This is a genomic window from Rhizobium acaciae, from assembly GCF_025941625.1.
Classification (GTDB): domain Bacteria; phylum Pseudomonadota; class Alphaproteobacteria; order Rhizobiales; family Rhizobiaceae; genus Rhizobium; species Rhizobium acaciae.
Map to the genome: position 1 here is coordinate 1 of NZ_JAPCZO010000061.1, position 2,766 is coordinate 2,766.

General features: G+C 57.3%; 2 protein-coding genes and 2 pseudogenes. 3 read left to right on the top strand and 1 reads right to left on the bottom strand.

The genetic code is table 11. The annotated features are described in order from the left end of the window. The 3 genes and pseudogenes from OLZ32_RS39005 to OLZ32_RS39015 form a co-directional block, all read left to right on the top strand. Window positions 1–168 (top strand): annotated as a pseudogene (locus OLZ32_RS39005) (SyrB-like regulator); the annotation flags it as partial. A 108-nt stretch (window positions 169–276) separates the two neighbouring features. After that, window positions 277–876, top strand: coding sequence for a hypothetical protein (locus tag OLZ32_RS39010; RefSeq protein ID WP_264425697.1), 600 nt, complete (start codon window positions 277–279; stop codon window positions 874–876). A 181-nt stretch (window positions 877–1,057) separates the two neighbouring features. Then, window positions 1,058–1,664 (top strand): annotated as a pseudogene (locus OLZ32_RS39015) (IS5 family transposase); the annotation flags it as partial. A gap of 79 nt (window positions 1,665–1,743) precedes the next feature. Here the strand turns inward: OLZ32_RS39015 and OLZ32_RS39020 are convergent. Then, window positions 1,744–2,766 (bottom strand): thioesterase domain-containing protein (locus OLZ32_RS39020; protein WP_264425698.1); only part of this gene is annotated, 1,023 nt, incomplete at its 5' end.

The window sequence follows — 2,766 nt, forward strand, 5'->3', positions numbered from 1 at the left end:
GCCACCGCCGACCAACCGAAGGCCGAGACGAAGGCAAAGGCCGCCGATCTCGAAACACTGTCTGACCTGGTCGAGCTCGAAGCGGAGAATATCAGGCTGCGCAGCCTGCTCGCCGACAAGCTGCGCGCCGAGAATACCGAGTTGCGCAAGCGCCTCGGCCTCGACTGAACCGGAGAGGCTGCTTGAGGTCGGTTGAACGGGCTCGGGCTCTTGCCTATATCATCGACACCAACCGCATGGGCGTGGTCGCCCCTTGTTTCCTGGATATCTGTTGTGATGAAACCAACGCGCAATTTCGTTGTCGAATTCAAGTCGAACCGGCGCAGGGCTCCATCGCAAGCCGCATCGATCTGGGGCGACACGGATCTGAAGGCGATCAATCGCGAGGTCGAGGATTTATCGCCACACCTGTTTGTGCAGACTCACCCACCCACGGTTGCAGGCGACGTTCCGTCGAGCAGCGGAAGCCTAGACAGCGATACCGCAGCTGTCGCCGAGGAGCCGGTCAACGACGGGGCAAGGGAAATTGTTCCGAGCGATCCGACCGAGGCATCATCCACGCATTCGATGGTGTCACCCGCGATTGCTGAACAACCGGCCGATGAGCCTTTGCCTCCTCCGGAAGAGCCCAGAGCCACTGTTTCCGACAAATTGCCTGGTCGCGCTCAGCGTAAGCTGCGCAAGGCTCGATCGCGGGCGCGATCAAACGCCAGGCAATCCCGACCGGATGGGCAGGGCTCTCAGAAATCGCCACCGCCAGTGCAGGATGAACTGCCGGGGCTCGAAGCGGAAAACATGCGTTTGAAGGCGCTTCTCTGCGCTCGTCTCAAAACCGAGAACGCCACACTCCGCGAAATGCTCGCCCGCTTTTCGTAGCCCGGCCTCGGATACAGTCGCAAAGCGAACCTGTACAGCATTCAGGCACGGGTTAGCGATACACTGTGCAGACGAAGGTAAAACTGCGCGACGACAAACAAGATTGTCGCTCGCGTCTCATCCTGATCGTCGTGCTATACGATTGTCTGAACGGCAGCAAATTTGTCGCGTTCCATCAGCAGGACCTGTCCACGTCCTCATCGACAGCATCGGGCTTGAAATCTATGGCGCTGGCGAATGGCTGGAGGAAAAGCACGGTGCCAGATCGCGGCGCAGCTGGCGCAAACTGGCATCTGGCACTGGATGCCGACAGTGGTGAGATCATCGCCCACGCCGTGACCGACCAGGACACAGGCGACGCCTCGCAGGTGGAACCGATCCTCGACCACATTGACATCCCGATCGGCCAGTTCACCGCCGATGGCGCCTATGACGGAAAGCCGACCTATGACGCCGTCACCAGCCACAGCGCCGGCGCCGCAGTCGTCATTCCGCCGCGCTCTAACGCGGTCGAACGATCGCATACGGACGTCTGCAGCCAGCGAGACCGTCATATCGCGGCAATCAACACGGACGGTCGAATGAAGTGGCAAGCCGCCACCGGCTACGGCAAGCGGTCTTTGGTCGAGACCGCCATCGGCCGCTACAAATCAATCATCAGGCCCCGCCTGCGGGCAAGATCGTTCCGGGCACAACAGACGGAAGTCGCCATCAGCTGCGCTATCCTCAATCGAATGCTGGAATGGGCACGCCCGAAATCCGTTCGTTGCAAGGAAGCCACCGCGTAGATCGTAGCATCAAAGACCGAAATCCGGAGCTCACCCGATCCATGCACCAACGCCGTTCTCCACCTGTACTGTCCGAGATCTACCGGAATCGATTCGAAGCTTTTGTTGTCAATGAGCGGTTTAAGGCCATCGATAACTGTCGAGCCAGAACTCGACGGTTTTCTGGAACATCCATCATCGTCACGTGGTCGCCTGGCACCGGTATGGCATGAATGGTCCCCTCACGCAAAACCCTGTCCCACCCCCGCATGGGTGAACTTGCCTCAGGACCCCTGGAATTTCTTCGGGGTCGCGCCCGACGGCTAAGGAGAGGCCTTTTGGCATAAAACTGGTGGATCTCAACCGGCAGGGATGGAACATTATACAAGTCCAGCGCCCTTTGGAACTGCGCAGTCTTTTCATACATCAAAACCTCGTTGTGGAGATCACGATCGAAAGGTATCGCCCCAACTTGCTTTGCCTTTTCAAGAAGCTGGGCAATTGAACTTTGTCCAGCAAAGCGTTCCAGTACTCCGAAACTCTCATCATCTAAGGATCCAAAAGAATCCAGCAGCACTTCTCGTACCATTTGGGTGGGCGATATGCTCGATGGATTTGCGGGTAACGCGACATCGATGAGAGCGATGAATGATACAGCTTCATCGAGACCCAGCAAGTGCTGGGCAATTGCATAAGCCAAGATTGCACCTGATGAGTATCCAGCAAAGCGATACGGACCCCGTGGCTGGATCTCTCTAATCGCCAGGATCACCTCCGCGGCTATTCTTTCAAGAGTTTGTGGACAAACTTCATTGAAAGGCGGCCATGGCAGAGCGTAGATGGGACAGTCTACGTCCATTTTCTCCGCCAAACTGAGGACATAGGAACAATCGCCCGAACCTGTGGGAACAAAGAAGAGCGGTGGTTGTGATCCGGTTGCCTGAACGGTAATCGCTTCCGGAACGCTGGGCTGTCGCTGAAAATGAATCTTTGATGCGAGTTCCTTCAGAACAGGGGCTTGGAAGAGATCGGCAGCGCTAAACTTCAGCCCAACGGCGAGCGTTCGACCGAGCAACTGCACGGCCAAAAGCGAATGGCCGCCGAGTTCGAAGAAGTTGTCGTG

Coding starts and splice junctions, on each gene's coding strand:
- OLZ32_RS39010 (WP_264425697.1), top strand. CDS start 277: ATGAAACCAACGCGCAATTTCGTTGTCGAATTCAAGTCGAACCGGCGC.